Origin of the sequence: Bradyrhizobium sp. 132 (genome assembly GCF_023074185.1) — a bacterium.
Lineage (GTDB): Bacteria > Pseudomonadota > Alphaproteobacteria > Rhizobiales > Xanthobacteraceae > Bradyrhizobium.
On the sequence record NZ_JADPKY010000160.1, the window covers coordinates 24,256 to 40,049 of the forward strand.

Consider the following 15,794-nt stretch of genomic DNA (forward strand, 5'->3'; position numbering starts at 1 on the left):
GCTACAAGCCGAATGGATAAGTGTCGGGCACGCCGGCCTTGGCGTGCTCCGGTCCTAGCGGCGTAACCGCCGAGGTCTCATCGAACCAGACGAAGGCGTCGAATTGCTGCGGTAGCGAGGCATTGGCGTAGTGGCTCATTAGTTCGGTATCCGGCCTGTAGATGACGCCGATGAACCGCTCCAGCCGCGGCTCCAGAAGACGGCGCCGGACTGCCTGATCGCGGCCAAGATCGAGTAGGCAGCGTGGAACATTGGCATCGTGGCAGGCGCGCTCGTAGCTGTCGCGATGCGACGGTCGCACGCGCTTGATTTCCATATCGCCGCCCCAGTCAGAAGCCGCTGCCACGGTGCCCGTGTGCGTGCCGAAGCCGATCAGTGCAGCCTCGCCGCCAAATCGCTCTCGGCAGAGCTGGCCAATGTTCAGTTCATCGCGGACGGCGCCCATTTCGGTGTGACGGGCATCGCCGATGTGAGAGTTATGTGCCCAGACCACGGCCTTGGATTGTGGCCCGTGCGCGTCAAGCAGATGTCCAAGCGTCTCGAACATGTGCGTGTCGCGCAAGTTCCAGGATTCAGCGCCACCATAGTACATGATCCGATAGTAGCGCTCGGCGGAGGCGATCAGACGTGCGTTCTGCGCGGCATCCAGAAAGTCTTCACCGTTCTCAGCAATGTATTCGATCCGCCGTTGCAGCAGCTCCCGACATTGATCGACCACCGCCTTTTCGCACTTGCGGTAGCCTGCTGTGAGCACCGCTCGGCCGTAAGTGGAGGGTTCTTTCTGCCAGGGCGTGAGGCAAGCATAGCGCTCACGCGCCACGGCCGCAGCTTCAGGATCGACTTTGTCGAGATATTCGAGAATGGCGGCGATGGAACCGCTCATGTTGTAGAGGTCGAGACCAAAAAAGCCGGCGCGCTGCTCCGGCTTGAGATTGTCATTGTGCTCCCTCATCCAACCGAGGAACGCATCCACATCGGTGTTGCGCCACATCCAGGTCGGAAAGCGCTGAAATGGCGGCTCCTCTCCAAGACGTGCTGGCCGATGGCGTACATAGCGGTCGGCGGCGGCCGCATCGGGCCAATCCGCTTCGACGGCAACGATCGTGAAACCATGCTCCTCGACCAGACGCATGGTGATGGCCGCCCGCGCGCGATAGAACTCGGATGTTCCGTGGCTCGCCTCCCCCAGCAAAACGACGCGGCGATCGGCGAAGCGATCGAAAAATTGTCCGAAAGCGGGGTCGTCGAGCTTGGGCAGCGGTTCGGCCAGGCCGGCGATCATTTCAGACAAAGTTTGTCCACGTGATTGGTCCTGCGCGCCGCTCGTGGCCGCGCTTCGACCATCCTCCGCCCAGCCCTGTTCGCCGATCAATGGCACGAACGCGACGGCGCCAAGATTCTCTTCTTCGAATTCGGACCCGCTCTTCCGGGTGAGCTTTATCAGAGTCTGATAGCGCTCTTCCTCGCCTACCGGAATCACCAGACGGCCACCGATTGCGAGCTGCTCCTTCAGCGCCGAAGGCACCTCGGGTCCGCCAGCCGCGACCACGATTGCATCGAACGGCGCGGCCTCGGGCCAACCGCGCGTGCCATCGCCGACGCGCAGTTCGACATTGTCATAACCGAGCTTCTTCAACCGTTGCTGGGCGGATTTGCCTAACGAAGGGTGGCGCTCAATGGCGCAGACCCGGTTGGCCATCTGACTCAGGACAGCTGCCGCGTAGCCGGAGCCAGCGCCTACTTCGAGAACGCTGTCGCCGGGCTTTACCTCGGCCGCCTCGATCATCAGCGCGACGATGTAAGGTTGCGAGACGGTCTGACCTTCGCAGATCGGCAGTGGGCAGTCTTCGTAGGCGAATTCTTCGAAACCGGGTTCGACGAAAACCTCGCGTGGCACACGCCGCAGCGCCTCCAAGACGTGGGTATCCCGCACCCCGCGTCTGGCAATCTGAATATCAACCATCTGGTCTCGGGCGCGCGCGAGATCAAGCATTGGCTTTACCTCGTCATCCGGCATGGGTGTGCTCTCCACCCGGACGAAATTCCGCGCAGAGCATCGCCGGCGTCCTTGCGGTCGCGGCTGAGTGCAGCGACAATTTCGTCGAACCAAATATTGGTCGTCTGCAGTGTCTGTGGACGACATCAAGGCCAGTTGCGCTCATCGCAGCCTCGATCTTTAGCGTCATGACGGAACGCGTCCTTCAAAACTTCGTTCCAGAGCGTCGATCTATTGGCGGATCCCGGTGCGACGCGGAAAACGACTTATCCAAAAAACTGGTGTGAACCGGAACTACCACGCCGGCTAGAGGGTTCGTTTTGAAGGTCGCAACAAGCAGCAAAGGAGTTGCAGAATGGCAAGAGTGAGCAAGCTCTCAATTGCCGGCTTGGCGATAGTCGGCTTGTTTGGCCTCGGCGCCACCAGTGCGTCCGCGCAGGCCATCTATGTGGATCCTTATATCCAGCCCTATCCTGTCGTCGTAGCCCCGGGCAGCGCTTATGTCGCACCGGCGCCGATCGTGCGCGAGCGCACCGTCGTGGTGGGCCGCCCTGGGTACACCCGGCTTCCAGCATATTCGTATCGCGCGCCGATAGTGCCGTACGGCTATGGAGGCTACCACCCCGGATACAGCTACGCGGGATATGACTACGCGACGGATGTGATCGCCTCCGATTGGTGAACCGGATCCGCGGCTACATACAGCATGGCCCCGCCGAGGCGGGGCCATTTCACCAGGCGGTTTCTTTGCTCGCTGCTGCAGATGCACGAGCGCACATTCTCCCGAAACAAGACGCTGACGATTCGTTGCCGACGTTTCAGCGGTACGGCGCGATCGGATTGCTATCATCTGGCTTGGCCAAGAGCGTGCGGGTTCCGAGCCAAGCCAAAAATGTGGCAGAGGCTTGAAGCGGTAAATCGGGAGGCTACTTTTTGGATCAGCAAATCAACTTCCGCGTTGGTATGCGGAGGAAGTAGCCTGGTTGAGGGAGGATCATCATGTCCATCAAGGATCTCGTTCCATGGAATAGTAGGAGTCGCGAGGTTTGTCTCCCGCGCAGTACGGACGTGCATCCATTCTATACGTCGCAGCGCGAAATCAATCATATGTTCGACGATGCGTTTCGCGGGTTCGATCTAGCGCCATTCGGACTAACCTCCTGGTCGGCGGATGGGCCGGGCTGGCCTCAGATCGACATTGACGAAACGGACAAAGAGCTGCGTATCACTGCTGAACTGCCTGGTCTCGAGGAGAAGGACGTCAGTCTGCAAATTGCAAATGGCGTTCTCTCGATCTCCGGTGAGAAGAAATCGGAGTCGGTAGATAAGGATCGGCGTTTCAGTGAACGGTACTACGGCCGCTTCGAGCGGCGCATTCCGCTACAGGACGTCAATGAGGATGAAGTCTCAGCCGCGTTCAAGAATGGCGTACTGACAATTACGGCGCCAAAATCCGCGGAAGCGAAGCGCAACGTTCGCCGCATCGCTATAAATCGCAACGGCTGACGTACTCGTTTGCCCGCGAGAGTCTCGCCGAGTTGGGGGCTCGGCGTGACGATGGGAATTTGCGCCGGCCGCGGGTGACGAGCCATTAGTATCGCGCCTGACTTTATCGCTGAAAGAAGCCGGGATGCCGGGCGCCAACAGCCTGATGCAGCAGGACCGCTTCGACGCCTTCGTCCGCGAGTTCAATGCCGAACGGCCGCATGACGCGCTGGGAATGAAATGCCCCGCCGAACTCTATCGCGCCTCACCACGCCGTTACGATGGCTTGCCCGAGTTGATCTATCCGTTCCACGATCGCGAGGTTCTCGTGACCGCTTGCGGGCGCCTTTGCCTGCATCGCAAGCGAATCAACATCTCGACCGTGCTGGCCGGCCAGAAACTCGGCATCAAGGAGGTCGACGACGGCATTTGGCTCGTCAGCTTCATGCACTATGATTTGGGATATTTCGACCTGGAGCAGAAAACCCTGCAACCCCTCGACAACCCGTTCGGCACGAGGTTGTCACCCATGTCTTAGGGACGACCTGTTACCGATGTCTCCGGGCTGGACACAAGGCCGTTGGTAGCGGGAGACCGCTACATGGCTAAACCCACTATTGTGGAGGCGCTATTCTCTTACAGGAGGGCAGCTTAACTCCCGACGTCGCGCCTTCATAGCCCGCCAGGAGCCGCCGTTCTTACGCGGTCCTCGCACGCCCGTGCGTTGACATAAAATTTACGATTCGGACGGAGCCGCTGATTAAGAGGCGTGTGATTTCGCAGCAAGATCAATCGTCATTCCGACAAACGTTTCGTCCCACCTGCATTGAACCCGCAATAGGTTTTCTCTTTGTCGGAATGAGCCGTCTCGTACACCGAGGGCAATAACCTCGCGATCCACCTGGCCTGCGCAGGTTCAATTCCCGGAGACGCAAACACCGATACCAACACGCTTCAAGTCCCGATCTGAGCGAGGCACCTCCCTACGTCCCGAACGTAAGTAGCGATCGAAAAGATCAACGAAAACAGTGAGCTTTGGGCGGGATTGACCACCTTTATCGCCGTTTGTTCACGGGGTTTCGGTGGTCAATCGGTGGTCGAGTGCATCGACTAACTGTCGGAGCCCGCCTGAGGAAGCGGCAGAGACCATAGCGGATCCGCCGCACCCACCATTCGTTGCCAAAGGACGGCGGAGCTGGATTTCAGGAAGCTCCTCTGCTCGAGGTGCCCAGGGGCGGACTGGACATCAATCCATCAAACTACAGCCGAGCCACTCCTGCCCACTCGTCACGCCGCACCGCCGGGCGGCACAACGTCGCTACCCAATACGGATTCTGTCTGCGGGAAGACGGTACAGGCCAAACGGACGAACGGCGGGTGGCCCCGTCTTGGTGAAGGCGAACTTTCTGCGCGCCTCGACTTCTTTAGAGATGCGCGGTCCAGGCGCCCCATCGTGAACGAACTTAGAGCGTTCGCCCAATTGAATGAGCTCCTTGGGACCAGCGATCGAGCGCGTGCCATTGAGGAATCCAGAGGTGTGCGCATTGGCAATGTCCAAAAACTAGTCGGATCACGATCATCAGTCTCTGCGGTAAAGGCGCGCGAGGTCAGGCGTACCATGGCGCGATCTGCTGGAGAGCTTTGGGCCTTACTCCTCTTTCGAGCCCACCGAACAATGCAACAACGACCGTTCCGAATGATCGAGAACGTACCGCGCTGAATCCAACGCCGCTATGCGCCCGAGAGCAAACGTCAATCGCCACAACAGCTACGTCCGTTAACCCCGGCAGAAGCTCCACTGATCCAAGCGGAGATTCTGTTCAGACAAACGGGACCAGCTCTGAGAGCGGTTTTTGCTATGTTCATGCCTCGATAATTTGGAGCTTCTCAACCACTCTCGCAAGAGTGCTGGCGGCCCACTATTTCGTGGCTACACCGGACCCGGACAGAGCGGTCTCCAGACAGTGAATCAGAGCCGGCGTCGAAAACGGCTTCGCGAGAAAGCAGATGGCGCCGGCCTTCAGCGCGCGCTCGCGCACCGCGGCGTCGTCTGGAAAGGCCGTCACGAAAATGAAAGGCGTGTGGTGGCCCAGGCCGCGAATATGCACCAACAGATCGACACCACTCATGGCCGACATCTGCACATCCGCGATGACGCAGGACGTCGTCTTCAGTTCTGCCGACTGGAGAAATTCGCGAGCGGAGCCAAAGATGGAGACAGCGTATCCCCGCGACGTCAGGAGATTATTCGTTGCAAGGCGGACTGATGGATCGTCGTCAATGACGGAAATGACCGAGGGGGCTGACAAGATGATCGCTCCTGATCGGGGGCTGCCGATCATGGTGCAGCGCCCACCGGAAACTGGGCCCTCGTAGCAAGCTTGAAAAGCATACTTAGGTTTGCACGTTTCCCCCTGGGCGTGGGATTCCGAGCGCCTCGGTCATTCTGACGAGATCGGCCAATGACTTGGCGCCCATTTTCCGCATGATCTGTCCGCGATAGATCTTGACGGTAATCTCTGCCAATCCAAGCTCGGCGGCGACTTGCTTGTTCATCAGGCCGGACGCAACCAGGGCGAGGATGTCGCGCTGGCGCGCGGTCAGACCCTCGAAACGGGACCGCACTCCTGCGACCGACTTCTCGGCATTGCGCCGCCTGCGATCTCGATCGATGGCAGCCTGAACCGCATCCAGCATGTCCTGGTCGCGCACCGGCTTGGTCAGAAAATCGATGGCGCCGCTCTTCATGGCCCTGACAGTCATGGGAATATCGCCATGGCCGGTGATGAAGATAATGGGCGTGCGAATGTTGGCCTTCGCGAGGTCCGTCTGGAGGTCGAAGCCGCTCGAGCCCGGCAGCCGGATGTCGAGCACAAGGCAACTGGGGACCACCGGCGGCTTGGCTTCCATGACCTCCGCCGCTGAGCCGAAGGCCTCGACCCTGAGGCCGACCGATTGAAAAAGATTGGTGAGCGCACGCCGCATCGACGGATCGTCATCGACGATCAGGACGATCGGATCGTCGGCACTCGCCTGTGCCTGCATCGGCTTGGCGTGGTCCGTCACGACGTGTCCTTGTGTGGGAAGGGCAGGGCAATCTGGAACGTTGCGCCGCTCCCCTCATTGGGAAGGGCCGAAAGCCGGCCGGCGTGAGCCTCGATGATCGATCGGCAGATAGATAGTCCCATGCCCAGGCCGCTCGACTTTGTGGTGAAGAACGGCGTGAAGATGTGGTCTGTCACGTCGCAGCCAAGGCCGACACCGCGATCTCTCACGGTGAGGAGCAGGTGGCGGTCGCCGTCCTCGCCAGCCTGACTGGAGCGGATCGCCAACTCGCGCGGACGGTCAACATTGGCTTGCATGGCTTCGATCCCGTTCACGACAAGGTTGATCAGCACCTGCTGGAGCTGGATCCGATCGCCGCAAATCTTGGGCAGGCCGGACGACAACTCCATTCGCACCGACACGGCATTTGTAGCGAGCTCGCGCCGAACGAAGGCTATCACCTCCCTGACAACCTGATTGATGTCGAGCGCAACCATCTCGATTTCGGTCTTCTTCGCGAGCGCCCGAATCCGGCGGATCACCTCGCTAGCCCGATTGGCGTCCTCGACAATCCATTCCACGGAACGTCGCGCAGCATCCAGATTGGCCGGGTCGCGACCGAGCCAGCTGATACAGGCGTCCGCATTGGAGATCACGGCGGCAAGAGGCTGGTTGATTTCGTGGGCTATCGAGGCGGTGAGTTCGCCGAGCGTCGTGATGCGTGTGACATGGGCGAGCTCGGCTTGCGCTTTGCGTAGCGCTTCTTCAGCCTGCTCGGCGCGGATAGCCGCCGTCACATCGCTGCTGACGCCCCGATATCCGAGAAAATGGCCGTCCGCATCATGTAAGGGCTTGCCGCTGGTGCGCACGTAAATTGGAGATCCATTGCGATCCCTGCCGCGGTAAACCAGATCGCGGAACGGGAGGTGGGCGTCGAGCGTCGCGCGATGCTGCTCCCACTTTCCCGGCTCAAGCTCAACGTCGGGCGGAATGTCCCAACGGCTCAGGCCAATCAAGCCCGTCGGCGTAGCACTGGCCGTATCGGCGTGTTCCGATATCTGCGTGATACGATGATCCGACCCGGTCTCCCAAAACCAGTCAGATGCCGTTTCAGCATAGTCCCGGAACCGCTGCTCGGATGTCTTGAGTTCATCAAATGCCCTTTGCAGCGCTTCTTTTGCAGCGATCTGCTCGGTGACATCCACGTGGGTACCGATGATCTCCATCACTTCGCCGTCGCTGTTGACGATGGGATGTCCCTCGGTATGGACTCGTCGTATCGAGCCGTCCGGGCGCGCAATGCAAAAGTCAACTTCAAAGGGTTCCTTTCGCCGGACGGCCCGACGTTCCACCTCGACGATCCGTTGGAAATCCTCAGGGAGGATGCGTTGCTGGAAAGCCCGCGCCGGTACTTCGATCGGGCCTGGGTCAAATCCGAACAGGCGGTAGAGTTCAGCCGATCGGTAGGCAAACTCCTGACGACGCACATCCCAGGCCCAGCTGCTTGTATGGCTGAGCCGCTGTGCCTCGGCCAAATAGGCCTCGCTGCGGCGCAGCCTCTGTTCCGCCTCTTTTGCAACCGTGACATCGGTGACAGCCCCGACAAATTCGATGAGCCCGGATCCATGTCTGACCGCGCGTGCTACGGAATGGAGATATTTGACTGATCCGTCAGGCATCAGCAGGCGATATTCATGGTCGAAATCCGCTGCTCGGCGGGCGGCTCGATCGAGGGTCTTGCTGACCGCAGCGCGATCTTCCGGATGGATGCGCTGGACAACAAAATCCAAGGTCGGCTTCACCGCCAGGTCGCATTGGAAGATGCGAAAGGTTTCCCTTGACCAGACGATCGCGCCTGTTGCGATGTTCAGGCCGAAGCTGCCGGTGCGGCTCAGTTCCTGGGCCTGGGCGAGGTAGGCCTCGCTCTGGCGTAGCGCATCCTCCGCCTCCTTGCGCTGGGTAATGTTTTCGCAGGCGACCAGCACGATCGGCGTACCGTCGCCGCGCAGCATCGCCTTGGCGTTTTCACGGACCCAAAGGACCGATCCGTCCTTCCGGAACTTGCGAATCTCCCAAGTATGCGACTGGTGCAGGGTTTCCAGGGACAATGCTACACATCGGCGAACAAAGTCGTGGTCCTCCTCGAAGAAGACGTTGAGCACGGACTGGCCAATCAGCTCGGCCGCGGTGTAGCCCAGCTGTGCGGCGCCGAATGTATTGACGTTGAGCACCGTTCCGGCCCGATCGACCATGAAGTACATGACCGGATTGTGCTCGAACACCTCGCGCCACTGCTTCACGGCGTCGCGTAGATCGAGGATGTCTTGCCGCGAGTCATCTCCGACAGCGGGCCTGTCCTTCTCGCCGTTGCCGAAAGATCGAAGTGCCGCGAGGCCGCCGAGCAGCAATTGTGCGGCCGAATTCCCGAATTTCGCGATTTGGCCAGGCATCATCGCAGGCGTCCCGGCTCGCTGGGGCCGCAGCAAGTAGAGCACTTTGCAGCAAGGGGAGCAATTCCCTCCGACCAAGTTAGAACTCCGCGCCGAAATTCGCGGTGGCCGTGCAGCCTGCCGGCCTTGCGCCGTCTCGTTGCGAAGGTGCGGCGGGGTCCGAAACTACGGGACAAACTTACGTATAGCTCGCGCATCCCAAGTCATAGCGCACATTTACCTCCGTACAGTTGAGCGGTCCGTTGCGGGCGGATTAGTCTCATAACCAATCGAGGGGACGCGATGTGCAAGGCACAAGCCGGCAATTAGCTCGATGTGCTGCTTACAGCTCTGCGTCCGTTGCCCGACTTGCCGCATGAATGGCTGATCACGATTAATAGGCTGCATTTCACGAACGGAGCGTGGATGGCTCTGCGTCAGCGTACGAGCGAATCCACGGCCATGAAGCCGGGAGAGTATGATGTGCGATACGCCTGAACACTCCGAGCGCGGTCCTGCTGTAAAAGGTTGCGCTGTCTGTAGCGGCAAGTTTGGCCTGATCCGATATTATTCCTGGCGAACGCCACTGTGCTCCAGAAAATGTCTCGACCGCTTCAGGGCGCGTCGCGAACGCGACCGCCGATGGTTGTTCCGATTTCAGGCGGCATGAGGATTTGTCCTTCGATCCGCTCCATCCGCCAATTCTGAACAGGAGGCTGCGTGCTGAACCGTGCTTGCAAGCTCCTCTTGATGATCGCGCTGCCGCTTCCGTTGATAACGGGAGTGGAGGCCGACGAGATTGGACCGGATAGTGCACATCGTCATCATCCGCCCCAGGATCAGCTCCTGCACGAGAAGTTCTATTCCAGCTGGCGTATGCCCGACAATCCGGTGCTCAGCTGCTGCAACAATGCGGATTGCTATCCGACCGAGGTACGATACATCGACGGCAGGGTCTACGCGCGACGCCGGGAAGACGGGAAATACATCCTGATCTTGTCCCAGAAGGTCGAGCGAAACAGAGACAATCCCGACGGCCGCAACCATTTTTGCGCGCCGCCGCCGTCCGCCTCTCTGGTCGACACGGTCTACTGCTTCGCGCTGGGAGGCGCCACGTGAGATTCATATTGGTGAACGACAGAACCCCTTTCCGCAAGACGTTCTGTCTATGGTGCTGCGAGCAGATCAGCACTGGTTATCTGCGCGACGCCAGGACGCAACTGCCTTACTGCGACTACGAGTGCTACGCGCTTCATGGCGAAGCTGCGCCGTTGATCGAGGGGCGTACGCGAGCGGCGTCTTGAGCGGACACGTGCTCGAGACGATCGGCGATGCGCCTGTCGGCAGGAGAGGACACGGCCTTGAGATTCATGCTCATCAATCATGGACGACCCAGCTACGGCGCCACCTGCAGCGCGTGCGCCCAGCCATTGGGCGCGAGTTACGTCCGGCATTTGTCTACGCGACGGCGTTATTGCGATGCGGATTGCTACCGTCGCTATCAACAGTCGGCCATGGGAATGCTCTGGCCTTACCACAGTTCGCTCGAGACGATCACGGTGTTGGCGGCCACTTCGAGCTGGAGCTGGCTGATGCAGATGAGCGCGCTCTCGCGCTCGCTGACGGACGCGTTTCTGCGCGCGCACGAACCTTCTGACCACGGAAGGAGGTGACGGCTAGCCGATGAGGGCCGCGCAGAGTGGTCGGCCGCAGTCACTGCATCCAGCTTCGCGCCGCGTCCAGCCCCGGCGTTGCGAAGCTAGGGCGCGGAGGCTGCGGCCGCTGCCGGCGTGTGCGGACGCGCAACTTATCTCTGAAGTGCGGGTCTCCTAAATTTGCCCGAGAGTATACCTTCCCAGAACCACGTCCGGCTGATCATTGCTGTTGCGACACCAGGACATCTTCGCTCCGCACAGGAGGATTACAAGCCGGTCGTCCCGTCTCGTGCCGTTCACGGCATCGCTCAAAGAACTGCCTAGCGCGCCCAATTTGGCGATGGTCCGAGTTTGCATCAGTTCGTTCCAGATCCGGAACGCGGTGAAGCAAAAGTCGCGGTGCTGCAGATTTAGAACCCGCACAGCCGTTCGAGATCCTAAGCTCGTCCATTGAGACGACAAAACATGTTTGTTGCTTTGTTCAAGATGATCAGCGGGGTCGAAAAGTGTTTGATGTCTATCGCAATGACAAGCGTGACATGCTCGCTCTGCCGTACCCGTGCTTTACTCTGCACATAACTGGCGCAACAGCAGAAAAAGAGTTCTCAAGGTCAGCGACGAAATTAAGTCGGCCGTTCAGGACTTCCAATTTTCCTTGACATCACGGCGGCATGGGGCCTCAGCTACCTTGAATGCGACTGAACTTGCGCTGATCGATCAGGTGCGGAGCGGTGATGTCCTGCAGCTGCAACGGCATGATGAGCCGGATGTGGATTAGGGAGAACCGTACAAGAACTACGCGAACAGGGCGGTCAGCCTAAGCCGCGCTTGGTCTCATTGGGAGTAACGCACCATGGCAGGTCCTTTGACCCAGAAGGACGTCGAGCGCCGCGCATATCAGCTGTGGGAGCAAGCGGGAATGCCTAAGGGGCGGGATCAAGAGTTCTATTTGGAAGCGGAGCGACAGCTGAAGGAAGAGCTGATCCACCACGAACTCAAAACGCCGGATACGCTGTAGAAAACAAGGAAGAGAGGTCCGCGCGCCTTCTATGGCGTCGAGATCAATCCACTGGCTGTTGCAACGATCCAGCGGTTGCCCAACGCACGATGGAGTCGATTCGTCCGATGCCGGGAACGGTGTCGGCCCGTGTTGCCATCCGAACCCCGTCGGGCCCTCCAAGAACCGCCATCCCGCCTCTAACATCAAGAACGGTCCAACCCTCAATGGTTGTCGGTCTTGTCTCCGGCGTGGGCATGAGAGGCGCTCCGGGCGTTCGTTGCCGAACGGCTTGTGTGATGTCGCTTGCCGTGATCGTTGTCAATACGCAAGGCCGCCGACAACATGGCGTCCATCGAAGCGCTTGCGGCGCTGAATCTCCATGCAGTGCAGCAGATAGGATTCAGGATCGACCTTCTCCACGTCGGCAATCAAGTCAAAGCTTGCGTCTCGAAACTCCTCACGCGATGGCGGCGGCATCGCCGAGCGACGCAAAGCCGCCCGCAGTCGGATTCAAATTGGCGAATGATCGTTCAATGCGATCAATTGCTGCATCCGCCATATCGCCAGCTTGATTCATATCGCTGGCGAATTGGTCCAGTTTTGCGCCGAGTTGGACTACGAGGTCGTTGGACATTTGTATCCTAAATTGAGACGTGAGGTTAAATCTGAAGTCGCGCGGATTTGCGTACCGCGCGCGTCTGGCAAAGGTCGCTCATACGTTTGAGGGCGCGCCAGGCTGCCCGAGAAGAAAGAAACTGTTCGTCGCGACGGAGGGATTGGGACCGGCTTCGCGTCTCTGAGGTAGGCCATTGCCGGATTCGAAAAAAGCAGGCTGAATCGGACAAGTCCAAGGCTTGACTTGGAATTTTCCTAAATCGTCGGTTGCACTCCGCCCACCCTCATGCGTTACTATGCCATCACTGGCCAAGGCTTTGTCCGTAGGCGTCGGTGGCTGAGAGACCAACTGGGCTCCCGCCTGCATCGCACGGAAGCATGAATGCCGCATCAGAAGCTAATAGCGCGCCTACAGGCGGTCGGCGGTTTATCTGAACGAGATAAGGTTAGACTCACGCGCATTCCATACAGGGTGAAATCCCTGGCTGATGGCGAATACGCGGTTCGCGAAGGAGACAAGCCCAGCAGCTGCATCGTTGTGATCGACGGCTTTCTAGCTCGGCAAAGAGTGGTGAATGATCGAAATCAGATCTCCTCGTTCTACATGGCTGGGGACATGCCCGACTTGCCTACCCTGCATTTGCCGATCGCGGATTGTGATCTTTGCAGCATAGGCAATTCGACGATCGCCGCTGTGCTTCATTCATCTCTCAGAGAGATGATGACCGACTCTCTCGGACTTGCACACGCTTTTTGGCGCGAAACGCTGATACAGGCTTCCATCTATCGCGAATGGGTTGAGAATCTCGGAGCCCGCCAAGCCTTAGGTCGACTCGCGCATCTTCTTTGCGAGCTTACCACTCGCATGGAATTCGTTGGGCTGGCGGACAACGGCAGCTTCCGGATTCCGCTCACGCAGCAAGATGTTGCCGATGCATGTGGACTTTCGATAGTTCACGTGAACAGGACGATCCAGGAACTCAGGGGTTTGGGCCTCATTGAATGGGAAAACCAAACCGTTACTCTGCTCCGCCCACAGGAACTGCAAGCTGTAGCCGAGTTCAGCCCTGAATATCTTCATGAGCTGAGCCCAAACGAAAGATCAAAACTCAGCAATGTTTTTGGAACGTCCCCACCCGGAGTGATTTAGCCGGCATGGTTCGATATCATTTCGACTACCATGAAGCGGACCTCGTTACCGTAGACAGCGCGGGTGAGGAATTCGCCAGCGTTGACGCCGCCCGAAGAATGGCGCTGATCGCCCTTGGCGAGGCCGTGCGCGACTTCACCTTTGCCGGCCGGCCTGGACGGATAGCTATTTGGGTTAGGGACGACACCGGCGGTGTTTTGAGTGTCTCTGCCATTATTGAGCATACTTCAGCCGGCGATGGGTAGGCAGGCGTCACTACCGCCGCTAACGGCACGATCGAATCGGCGCGCGCTCCATCAGGTCGCTAGGCCGTAGGAGCAAGCCGAAGAAAAATCGATGGGCTGGTGATTTGGACCGGTGACGGAAAACAGGCAGCCTCGGGTCGCGCCTAACCAACTGCGCACACGAGATTTGGAGAGCCGAGCGGCCCTGGGCTGGGACCAACAACCTAGCAGAGCCGACTCAATCGGCTTTAAAAACGACCCCGATGCGAGTATCACTGGACCAAACGAGACGACAATCTCTGATGATACGGTCTCTTTCCAACATCATCTTGAATGTGGGACGCATGTGCAGCTTCGTCGGTAACTCGATCCCGGCCCCGTCCTCCGAGATGTTGAACACGCGGCAACGTCGGCTGCCGCCATCTCCAAAAATGTATGCAACTAAGTCGACGTCCGAACGATCGATCTTCCGGCGATCCGGCATAATTATCCTTGAGCTGACGCGGCTGTCTCGTGTCCTTCACTGGCCGATGCAATTTCAAGCAACCTAAACTGCCTCGCGATCCGTGTCGCCAAATGCGACCGCTCTTTGGCTAGCTCTCTCTCATGGTCGGATACGTCGTGTCTGTCTCGCTCAAGGACCTCGACCAGGATTGTCTGGTTCTGAACATAGGTCGCCTTGTCAGCGATCTCTCGCGTCAAAACAGCCAATTCGTCATCATTATCTGAGGTCACCGCAATCTCTTTGGTCCGACTGATCACGTCGCAGAAAGGCGCTATTTGCATGCCTACTACTTACAGATCGTTACGCGAGCACCTTGGACTGCCCTACCTTCGGCTGGCCTTACACGTGCACCAACACCCTCCAACACCGGAGTCGTCAACCACGACTACGACCGTGCCCGCACCATGGTCGTAATCGGGATCGCTGGCGATGTCCCGAGCGACACGGGCACCGTAATCGACTGCTAGTTCAGCAGAGCCAAACATCTCTCCTGCATCGTCCGCCTGTATTTGACCATTGTGGATGATCGGAAAATAGTAGCGCCGCACAGCAATGCCTCCGTCCTTTAGCCGCGATCATGCCCACGTGTCAGGACGGCGCGCACCTGTCGGGAACGACAGGGACAGCTGCGCTAGCGTCGCTTCCACCTTAGGTCACACAACACCCGTGTGCCCAAACGCTCGGTCAGTGTGTTTCGCAAGGGTCCCATGTGCACGCTGCCGCACATTCAGTTCCTGTAACTAGTTCATGTGTATCGAGAATCCGGCCTCGCTTTGACCAGCGAGTGTTGCAACTCAGCTACAGCCACGTGCACCTGACCAAATTACGATCCTCTTGCAGGTGGGCGAATACACCGATTCATTGAACTCGTTTCTGGGGAGACACTCGCATGAAGAAGCTTTTAGTTGCCGCAGCCGGAACACTAGTTTTGGGCCTGTCGGCTCCCGCCAGTGCGGCGGACCTCGCTGCACGTCCCTACACCAAAGCTCCGCCGATGGTCGCTGCCATCTACGACTGGAGCGGCTTCTACATCGGCATCAACGGTGGCGGTGGTTCGAGCCACAAGTGCTGGGATTTTGTGGATGCGACTGGCGTTGTGACCGGCGTCCCGGGTGCTCTAGCAGCCGAAGGTTGCCATAATGCAGTCGGCGGCACGGTCGGCGGCCAGATCGGCTACCGCATGCAGTCGGGCCAGTGGGTGTTCGGCATCGAAGGTCAGGGCAACTGGGCTGACTTCTCGGGCGACAACGTCAGCGCGATCCCGGGGTTTGGGACTCGCAACCGTTCGCGGATCGACTCGTTCGGTCTGATCACCGGTCAGGTCGGCTACGCCTGGAATAATGTTCTGTTCTACGTCAAGGGCGGCGCCGCGGTCGTCGGCGACAAGTATGATGTGTTCGATATTCCGACCGGTGCGCTCTTCTCGTCGGCTCGTGAAACCCGTTGGGGTGGCACCGTCGGCGCGGGCCTCGAATATGGTTTTGCACCGAATTGGTCGGTTGGTGTCGAGTACAATCACATCTTCCTGGGTGATCGCACGATCGACTTCACTACGCCCATTGGAGGTTTCGCCGGGAGCGACCGCATTCGCCAAGACGTTGACATGGGCCTCGTCCGCGTGAACTATCGCTGGGGCGGTCCGAGCATCGCGCACTACTGAGCGCACCTCGATTTAATAACGAAGGGCCGG

General features: G+C 59.0%; 13 protein-coding genes and 2 pseudogenes. 9 read left to right on the forward strand and 6 right to left on the reverse strand.

Annotation, left to right across the window (positions count from 1 at the left end; genetic code table 11):
* Nucleotide 1: 1 nt before the first annotated feature.
* The gene (locus IVA74_RS35890; protein ID WP_247352254.1) at nucleotides 2-1,993 is read right to left on the reverse strand and encodes a protein-L-isoaspartate(D-aspartate) O-methyltransferase; all 1,992 of its coding nucleotides are present in this window, start codon (nucleotides 1,991-1,993) and stop codon (nucleotides 2-4) included.
* Nucleotides 1,994-2,351: 358 nt separating this feature from the next.
* Here IVA74_RS35890 and IVA74_RS35895 point away from each other — a divergent pair, with 358 nt between their 5' ends.
* The 3 genes and pseudogenes from IVA74_RS35895 to IVA74_RS35905 all read left to right on the forward strand — a co-directional run.
* Nucleotides 2,352-2,678 carry a hypothetical protein gene (locus tag IVA74_RS35895; protein WP_247352229.1) on the forward strand — a complete coding sequence of 109 codons (327 nt, stop codon included), beginning with the start codon at nucleotides 2,352-2,354 and terminating at the stop codon, nucleotides 2,676-2,678.
* Nucleotides 2,679-2,995: 317 nt separating this feature from the next.
* Nucleotides 2,996-3,502 (forward strand): Hsp20/alpha crystallin family protein, encoded by a 507-nt coding sequence (locus tag IVA74_RS35900; protein ID WP_247352230.1) that lies wholly within the window; start codon nucleotides 2,996-2,998, stop codon nucleotides 3,500-3,502.
* 127 nt (nucleotides 3,503-3,629) lie between these two features.
* A pseudogene (locus IVA74_RS35905) lies at nucleotides 3,630-4,019 on the forward strand (IS481 family transposase); the annotation flags it as partial.
* 1,381 nt (nucleotides 4,020-5,400) lie between these two features.
* Here IVA74_RS35905 and IVA74_RS35910 read toward each other — a convergent pair.
* The 3 genes from IVA74_RS35910 to IVA74_RS35920 all read right to left on the reverse strand — a co-directional run bounded on the left by IVA74_RS35910 (nucleotide 5,401) and on the right by IVA74_RS35920 (nucleotide 8,979).
* Nucleotides 5,401-5,790 carry a response regulator gene (locus IVA74_RS35910; protein ID WP_247352255.1) on the reverse strand — a complete coding sequence of 130 codons (390 nt, stop codon included), beginning with the start codon at nucleotides 5,788-5,790 and terminating at the stop codon, nucleotides 5,401-5,403.
* An 85-nt stretch (nucleotides 5,791-5,875) separates the two neighbouring features.
* Nucleotides 5,876-6,547, reverse strand: a complete 672-nt coding sequence (locus tag IVA74_RS35915) for a response regulator (protein ID WP_247352231.1) — start codon at nucleotides 6,545-6,547, stop codon at nucleotides 5,876-5,878.
* Nucleotides 6,544-8,979, reverse strand: a complete 2,436-nt coding sequence (locus IVA74_RS35920; protein WP_247352232.1) for a PAS domain-containing sensor histidine kinase — start codon at nucleotides 8,977-8,979, stop codon at nucleotides 6,544-6,546. Before IVA74_RS35920 ends, IVA74_RS35915 begins: the two co-directional genes overlap by 4 nt.
* A gap of 726 nt (nucleotides 8,980-9,705) precedes the next feature.
* Here IVA74_RS35920 and IVA74_RS35925 point away from each other — a divergent pair.
* From IVA74_RS35925 to IVA74_RS35935, 3 genes and pseudogenes are all read left to right on the forward strand, one after another.
* Complete coding sequence (locus tag IVA74_RS35925) at nucleotides 9,706-10,074, forward strand: hypothetical protein (RefSeq protein WP_247352233.1); 369 nt, start codon at nucleotides 9,706-9,708, stop codon at nucleotides 10,072-10,074.
* 1,042 nt (nucleotides 10,075-11,116) lie between these two features.
* Nucleotides 11,117-11,388 (forward strand): annotated as a pseudogene (locus tag IVA74_RS35930) (hypothetical protein).
* A gap of 75 nt (nucleotides 11,389-11,463) precedes the next feature.
* The gene (locus IVA74_RS35935; RefSeq protein WP_247352234.1) at nucleotides 11,464-11,628 is read left to right on the forward strand and encodes a DUF2934 domain-containing protein; all 165 of its coding nucleotides are present in this window, start codon (nucleotides 11,464-11,466) and stop codon (nucleotides 11,626-11,628) included.
* A gap of 439 nt (nucleotides 11,629-12,067) precedes the next feature.
* Here IVA74_RS35935 and IVA74_RS35940 read toward each other — a convergent pair whose 3' ends face one another.
* Nucleotides 12,068-12,244, reverse strand: coding sequence for a hypothetical protein (locus tag IVA74_RS35940; protein ID WP_247352235.1), 177 nt, complete (start codon nucleotides 12,242-12,244; stop codon nucleotides 12,068-12,070).
* A gap of 363 nt (nucleotides 12,245-12,607) precedes the next feature.
* Here IVA74_RS35940 and IVA74_RS35945 point away from each other — a divergent pair, with 363 nt between their 5' ends.
* Together IVA74_RS35945 and IVA74_RS35950 are read left to right on the forward strand one after the other, a co-directional pair.
* Nucleotides 12,608-13,375, forward strand: a complete 768-nt coding sequence (locus IVA74_RS35945; protein ID WP_247352236.1) for a Crp/Fnr family transcriptional regulator — start codon at nucleotides 12,608-12,610, stop codon at nucleotides 13,373-13,375.
* A 5-nt stretch (nucleotides 13,376-13,380) separates the two neighbouring features.
* Nucleotides 13,381-13,620 (forward strand): hypothetical protein, encoded by a 240-nt coding sequence (locus IVA74_RS35950; RefSeq protein WP_247352237.1) that lies wholly within the window; start codon nucleotides 13,381-13,383, stop codon nucleotides 13,618-13,620.
* Between the two features lie 217 nt (nucleotides 13,621-13,837).
* On the opposite strand, the gene IVA74_RS35955 is transcribed toward IVA74_RS35950, so the two are convergent.
* Nucleotides 13,838-14,083, reverse strand: a complete 246-nt coding sequence (locus IVA74_RS35955) for a PilZ domain-containing protein (RefSeq protein WP_247352238.1) — start codon at nucleotides 14,081-14,083, stop codon at nucleotides 13,838-13,840.
* Between the two features lie 910 nt (nucleotides 14,084-14,993).
* On the opposite strand from IVA74_RS35955, the gene IVA74_RS35960 reads away from it, so the two are divergent.
* Entirely contained in the window at nucleotides 14,994-15,764 is a 771-nt protein-coding gene (locus IVA74_RS35960; protein WP_247352239.1) for an outer membrane beta-barrel protein, read from the forward strand.
* The last annotated feature ends 30 nt before the right edge of the window (nucleotides 15,765-15,794 follow it).

Bases quoted from the DNA above. Each gene is read 5' to 3' on its own strand.
- IVA74_RS35890 (WP_247352254.1), bottom strand. From the start codon at position 1,993: ATGCTTGATCTCGCGCGCGCCCGAGACCAGATGGTTGATATTCAGATT.
- IVA74_RS35945 (WP_247352236.1), top strand. From the start codon at position 12,608: ATGCCGCATCAGAAGCTAATAGCGCGCCTACAGGCGGTCGGCGGTTTA.
- IVA74_RS35925 (WP_247352233.1), top strand. From the start codon at position 9,706: ATGATCGCGCTGCCGCTTCCGTTGATAACGGGAGTGGAGGCCGACGAG.
- IVA74_RS35940 (WP_247352235.1), bottom strand. From the start codon at position 12,244: ATGTCCAACGACCTCGTAGTCCAACTCGGCGCAAAACTGGACCAATTC.
- IVA74_RS35935 (WP_247352234.1), top strand. From the start codon at position 11,464: ATGGCAGGTCCTTTGACCCAGAAGGACGTCGAGCGCCGCGCATATCAG.
- IVA74_RS35900 (WP_247352230.1), top strand. From the start codon at position 2,996: ATGTCCATCAAGGATCTCGTTCCATGGAATAGTAGGAGTCGCGAGGTT.
- IVA74_RS35920 (WP_247352232.1), bottom strand. From the start codon at position 8,979: ATGATGCCTGGCCAAATCGCGAAATTCGGGAATTCGGCCGCACAATTG.
- IVA74_RS35950 (WP_247352237.1), top strand. From the start codon at position 13,381: ATGGTTCGATATCATTTCGACTACCATGAAGCGGACCTCGTTACCGTA.
- IVA74_RS35955 (WP_247352238.1), bottom strand. From the start codon at position 14,083: ATGCCGGATCGCCGGAAGATCGATCGTTCGGACGTCGACTTAGTTGCA.
- IVA74_RS35960 (WP_247352239.1), top strand. From the start codon at position 14,994: ATGAAGAAGCTTTTAGTTGCCGCAGCCGGAACACTAGTTTTGGGCCTG.
- IVA74_RS35895 (WP_247352229.1), top strand. From the start codon at position 2,352: ATGGCAAGAGTGAGCAAGCTCTCAATTGCCGGCTTGGCGATAGTCGGC.